This window comes from Phaeobacter sp. HF9A (assembly GCF_011806385.1).
In the GTDB taxonomy this organism is placed as follows: Bacteria; Pseudomonadota; Alphaproteobacteria; order Rhodobacterales; family Rhodobacteraceae; genus Epibacterium.
Map to the genome: position 1 here is coordinate 1 of NZ_JAATOX010000181.1, position 5,697 is coordinate 5,697.

Below are 5,697 nucleotides of genomic sequence, written 5' to 3' on the forward strand. Positions count from 1 at the left end.
AACTTGGCAGTGGCTTCGTTCTCTTCGGCAGTGTGGCCCGCCATGGCAAAGAGCGACGCGCCGCCGATGAAGGTCTGGGTCGGCTCTTTGGTCACCGATTCCCAATAGGGCAGGTAGGTTGCGGAGAAATCAAAGCCCAGATCCTGGCTCATCAGACCGCCGAAGGAGCCGGAAGAGCCGAGCCAGATCGCAACATCACCGTCGGAGAATGGGTTCTGGTTGTCGTCCCAGCCGGTGCCGTACCATTTGAAGAAGCCCTTGTCCTGCCAATCGGCCAGAGCGGTGAAGTGGGCTTTGATCGCGTCGTTGTTGACGAGGATCTTGGTGCCTTCGGCGCCGTCATAACCGTTGTCGTTGGTGGCGAACGGCAGGTTGTGGCGGGACATGAAGTTTTCGGTGAAGATCCAGGGCAGGTGCGACTGGCTCAGACCGATGTAGCCTGCTTCTTTCAGCGCCGGAGCGGTGACAGACTGGAATTCTTCCCAGGTTTTCGGCGGGGTCACGCCTGCTTTTTCCAGCGCGTCCACGTTGTAATACATGATCGGCGAGGAGGAGTTGAACGGCATGCCGATCATTTTGCCATCGCTGTCGGCGTAGAAATAACGCACGCCGGAGATGTAGTCGTTGATGTCAAAATCAACGCCATTGGCTTCCATCAGGTCCTGAACCGGGATGGTCGCGCCCTTGGCACCGATCACGGTTGCGGCGCCAGCGTCAAACACCTGCATGATGTCGGGCTGCTCGCCCGCGCGGAAGGCAGCGATACCGGCGGTGAGGGTTTCCTCATAGGAACCTTTGAAGACCGGGGTGATTTTATACTCGTCCTGGGACGCGTTAAAATCGGATGCGATCTTGTTCACGGTTTCGCCGAGCTGACCGCCCATGGCGTGCCACAGCGTGATTTCAGTTTCAGCAAAACCAGCAGTAGCGGTCATGGCAGCAGCGACGTTCAGCGCTGCAATCTTCCAAAAGTTCATTGTCATCTCCTAGTCAGTACCCCGGCGTGCGGAGCGGGTTTATTGTTCGTTAGGCGCACACAGCCTGCCGTCTAGTTGAAATAGACGTATGACATCACAGGTGTTTGATCCTAACAGGACTTCATTCGATCTGGGAAGGCCCAATGCGGGCGCTAGCAGCATCGGAATCAGCCACGGAACACGTGTGCGCATCTACAAGCCGTCAGTTACCGTTTTGTGACAGCTTGACGGTGCAGCGCATCAACTGCGGAGGGTGACGAAACGTCAACCACCTGTCCCGATGCATCCTTGACAGCCTATGCGCGCTTTGAAAGCCTGACCCCGTCCTGGCGACCTCGGGAGGCAAAATGCAGGTCATAAACCGAGTTATACGCGGCGGAATTGGCCTGTTTTATGTGCTGGCGACCAGCCTGACCATGGCGCGCGCCGAAGACTATATCACCATCGCGACCGGATCGACCTCCGGTCTTTATTATCCGATGGGCACCACCATGTGTCGCCTGATCAACAAGGGCCGCTATCGCCATGGCGTGCGCTGTCGGGCGGAGCCCTCGCAAGGGTCGCTGGCCAATCTACAAGCGCTGCGCGGCGGTCGTGTTGATTTCGCGATTCTACAATCGGATTGGCAGGCGCAGGCCACTGATGGGGTGGCGGGGCTTGCGGATGGCACGCCATTTTCCGATTTGCGCTCTGTCTTGTCGCTGCATGCCGAGGTCTTCACCGTTGTTGCACGCAAGGACAGCGGGATCGAAACCTTCTCTGACCTGCGCGGGCATCGGGTGAACATTGGCAACCCTGGATCCGGTCAGCGCGCCACGATGGAGGTGCTGATGCAGGATCTTGGCTGGAGCAGAGACAGCTTTTCCGAGGTGCATGACCTCCCGGCCGAGGCGCAATCCGCCGCGCTCTGTGCTGGCGAGATCGACGCGATGGTATTTGTCGTCGGCCCCCCCCCCGCCTCGATCGAGGAGGCCACAACCGCCTGTGATTCGATTCTGGTTTCGGTCAATGAACCCAGAATCCGCGCGTTTATAAGCGCCGACAGACATTTCGATTTCGCCCAGATTCCGGCGCGGCTGTATCGGGGCAATCCCGACCCGGTGCGGTCATTCGGCGTTGCCGCGACATTGGTCACAACCCGACAGGCCAAACCAAAAGTCGTGGAAGCCGTTGTAAAAGCCGTATTTACGAATCTCAATGAACTGCGACAGGCGCATCCTGCCTTCCGCGCCCTCACCCCAGAGGTCATGGCACAGGACTATCAAACCGCGCCACAGCACCGGGCGGCGCGGGCCTATTATCGGTCTGAATCCCTGTTTGAACCAGAATCACCGTAGCCTGTCATCTCCAGATACCCTTTGCCATGGTGGCTGCCGGACACCGTGACCGGCCCCTCCCAATAGGCAAACCGCGCGCCCATCCAGGCCCCAGGATTGAGCGCGGCAACCTCGGCGTCAAGGTCGCGGCCCTGAAGGCTGATCCGCCAGACCGTCGGGATGTCACGCCCGGCGACATCGGACCAGACCAGCGGCGTGGCGGAAAAGGCGCCCGGCGCCAGCGGTTCTGCCTCGCCCTTCGGGGTGATCCAGGTGCCGGAGGTATAATCGCCCTTGTCGCCGCGCAGCACAAAGCCCATCAGCTTGGCACCGCTGTCAAAGTGCAGGGAGAACCAGTCCCACCCCGATTGATCCGCCGCCAGCGGTTGACTGGACCATTCGCGATCCAGCCAGGCCTTGCCGGTGACCTGGTGCGGCCCATCGGGCAGCTCGACCGTGCCCTCGACCGCAAAGGCGGGCTGCGCGTAGTAAAAACTTGCCTGCCCGGCGTCGGATTTCACCGAATAGCCGTTTTCGCCATGCAGGATCAGCGGCCCCTGCGCGCCCAGCGCCAGATCATAGCGAAAATCGGGGCCGCTGGCACGCAAGCGGAGCTGGTCCAGCGTGGCGTCGGGGGCGCTCATCTCCCAATCGTCGATCCAGGCCGAAAAGGGCGCGGTGGTGACCCCGGCCTGGCCAATGCCCCCACGCCCGAGACGCTCGGCAAAGTGATGGTCGCTGGCGGTAGTGACCGCCGCATGGCCCATCCAGATCTGCGGGCTCTGCCAGCCCGGCTGATCGCCGGGGGCGAGGGCGGAGCGAAACAGGGTCCATTGAATCCCCAGATCCGCGCCTGTCTCGGTCACCAGATTGGCGGTCACATACCACCATTCAATCCGATAGCGCGGATGGGCGCCGTGATCCGCCGGAAACTGGAGCAGAGTTCCGCGCTGCGGTTGCGCAAAGCCCTCGGCGGCGGTGCTGCCCAGATTGGCATAGCCCTGCGCCGCGCCCATCTGCGCCGACACCAGCACCCCCAGCAGGGCCGCGACAAGACGAAAGGCGTTAGGTTTCATTTGAAAACACTCCCAACAGCGTGGCCGGAGCAAGACGGAGCAACCGGATCACGGGCAGAAGGGCCGCCAGCACGGCGGTGCCCATCGTGAGCGCGAATAATTGCAGCCAGTCCAGCGGGAACAGGAACATCGGCAACCGCCAGCCAAAGGCTTCGAGGTTGATCACATTCAGCAGAACCCAGGCCAGCAACAGCCCCAGCGGTAGCGCCAGCAGGAAGGTCGCCAAGGCCAGCGCAAGGCTGCGCAGCATCTCGAAGCGGGCCAATTGGCGGCGGCTCACGCCCATGGCCCAGATCGGGGCGAGCTGCGGCAAATGGCGGCTCCATTGGCCAAGGAAGCTCGTCAACATCGCAAAGCCCGCAACCCCGAGCGTGAGGATATTCAGCGCGCCGGTGACCACAAAGGTGCGGTCAAAAATCGCCACCGAGGCAGCGACGATCCGGTCGCGCTGCTGGATCGCGTCGCCGGGCAGCGAGAGCGCCCGTTGCAGCACCGCGGCAAGCTCGGCAGGAGATTGCCCCTCGGGCGAGATCAGTCCGACGCGGGACAGGCGGGTATGGGCGAGATGGGCGCGCAGGGCAGGGGCGGAAACCATGGCTTGCCCGTCGACATTTCCGTAATCGGAATAAATGCCAAGGATCTCTGCGCGCCAATCCGGGGTCAGCAGCACCCTATCACCAGGGCCGAGCACCTCGCGATGGGCCAGCTGTTCATTGATCAACACGCCCTCGCGTGCATGCAGCTTCTGCCAGGCGTCGGGCAGGGCTTGCAGCAGAGGCCAAGTCTGGGCGTAGAGCGGATCATCCACCACCCCCGCAAGCTCCAGTGGGGCGCCGCCGCCGGTCTGGCCATGAAATTGGGGCAGGGCGCGAATATTGTTCTGTTCGGCCCAGCGCAGCACCGCCTCGGTTTGCGCGGGAGTGTCGCCGCGCACGTAAAGCTCCGCCGCCAGGCGCTGATCAATCCAACCAAGGAAGGTGAGGCGGAAGCTGGACACCATTGTGCCGACGCCCACATTGGTCGCCACCGCCAGCAACAGGGCCATCAGCGAGAGCGACAGCCCCGGCAGCTGCAAGCGGCTGTCGGCGAGCAACCAGCGCAGCAGCGGCGCAGATGTGAGCCGCATCAGACCCGAGATCACGGTTTGAAAGATCGGTGGCAACAGCAATGCGGCGCCCAGCATGAGCCCGCCCAGACAGATAAATCCGGCAATCAACCCGGGCCACAGCAGCAGGCAGGCCCAGCCCCCAACCCCAAGGAACAGTCCGGCCCCGACCCAGACCCCGCGTCGCAGCCCCCATTTGCGCGACTGCGCGTTGGGCGCCTGCGAGAGGCTGCGCGCGGTTTGGCGCAGCGATAGCAGCGCCTGCACTCCCGCCAGCAATGTGCCCGCCATCGCCATGCCAAGACCGGAAAGCACCCAGATCGGTCGCAAGCTCAGGCTGCCCGCAACATCGGCGCCATAAAGGCCACGCAAAGTGGCGCTGACATCGGGCAGCAGGATGCCGGCCAGCGCATAACCCAGCACCAGACCAAGGCCACCGCCAAGAAGCGCAAGCAACAACAGCTCTGCGATCAGCGCGGCCATCAGCTGCGACAGCGGCACGCCAAGCTGGCGCAGCACCCGCACCATGCCGCGCCGCTGTTCAATGCCGAGGGTGACGCTGCCCTGAACGATGAACAGCCCCACCGCAAAGGACAAAAGCCCAAAGGCGGTGAGGTTGAGATGAAAACTGCGGGTCAGCCGCTCTGGCGCGCCAAGTGCGCCGGTGCTGGCTGTGCTTTGCCGCAGCTCTGGCGCGAGATCTGCAATCGGCGGCAGGCCAAGCGGTTGTTCTTCAAGTATAATGAGCCGAGAGAGCTGCCCGGGCTGCCGGAGCATGCGCTGGACCAGTGAGATATCGCCAAGCACCACATTGGGCGGCAGCTCTGGCAGATCCATGACCTGAAAACCGCCCTGCGACAGCTCCGCCACCAGATCGGGATGGGCGAACAAGAGCCCCGGCGGCTGCATCGCCTGCAAAGGATCCAGCCCGCCGGTGGTGGCGCGCTCTGCCATGGCGGTGGCACCGGGGTAGCTGAGCACATCGACGCCGAGCAAACTGACGGGCCGGGGGCCAAGCTGCCAGGCGCCCTCTAGCACCGGAGACAGCTGCCAGCCCGCGCGCCGCAACCGGACATAGGTTTCCTCCGGAATGGTGCCCTCGGTCGCGCTCAGGGCCGCGAGGCTGCCAGTGCCGAGCTGGGTCATTGCGCGCTGATAGGACACGCGAGCCTCGGCGTTGATGGCCTGAACCGCGGACCACAGCGCCGTCGCCAGGGCGAGCC

4 protein-coding genes are annotated in these 5,697 nt (G+C 63.1%); 1 reads left to right on the forward strand and 3 read right to left on the reverse strand.

From position 1 onward, the window contains the following. Positions 1 to 977 (reverse strand): extracellular solute-binding protein (locus HCZ87_RS19505; protein WP_167646593.1); only part of this gene is annotated, 977 nt, incomplete at its 3' end. Positions 978 to 1,324: 347 nt separating this feature from the next. Between HCZ87_RS19505 and HCZ87_RS19510 the strand changes: the two genes are divergently transcribed. After that, positions 1,325 to 2,314 carry a TAXI family TRAP transporter solute-binding subunit gene (locus tag HCZ87_RS19510; RefSeq protein ID WP_167646595.1) on the forward strand — a complete coding sequence of 330 codons (990 nt, stop codon included), beginning with the start codon at positions 1,325 to 1,327 and terminating at the stop codon, positions 2,312 to 2,314. Here the strand turns inward: HCZ87_RS19510 and HCZ87_RS19515 are convergent. Next, positions 2,275 to 3,309, reverse strand: a complete 1,035-nt coding sequence (locus HCZ87_RS19515; protein ID WP_254868708.1) for a lipocalin-like domain-containing protein — start codon at positions 3,307 to 3,309, stop codon at positions 2,275 to 2,277. The two genes, HCZ87_RS19510 and HCZ87_RS19515, sit on opposite strands and share 40 nt — an antisense overlap. Positions 3,310 to 3,358: 49 nt before the next feature. After that, the coding region (locus HCZ87_RS19520) for an FtsX-like permease family protein (protein ID WP_167646599.1) at positions 3,359 to 5,697 on the reverse strand (2,339 nt) is incomplete at its 5' end.

Excerpts from the sequence above, each read along its gene's own strand:
- HCZ87_RS19510 (WP_167646595.1), top strand. The coding sequence starts at position 1,325 with ATGCAGGTCATAAACCGAGTTATACGCGGCGGAATTGGCCTGTTTTAT.
- HCZ87_RS19515 (WP_254868708.1), bottom strand. The coding sequence starts at position 3,309 with ATGGGCGCGGCGCAGGGCTATGCCAATCTGGGCAGCACCGCCGCCGAG.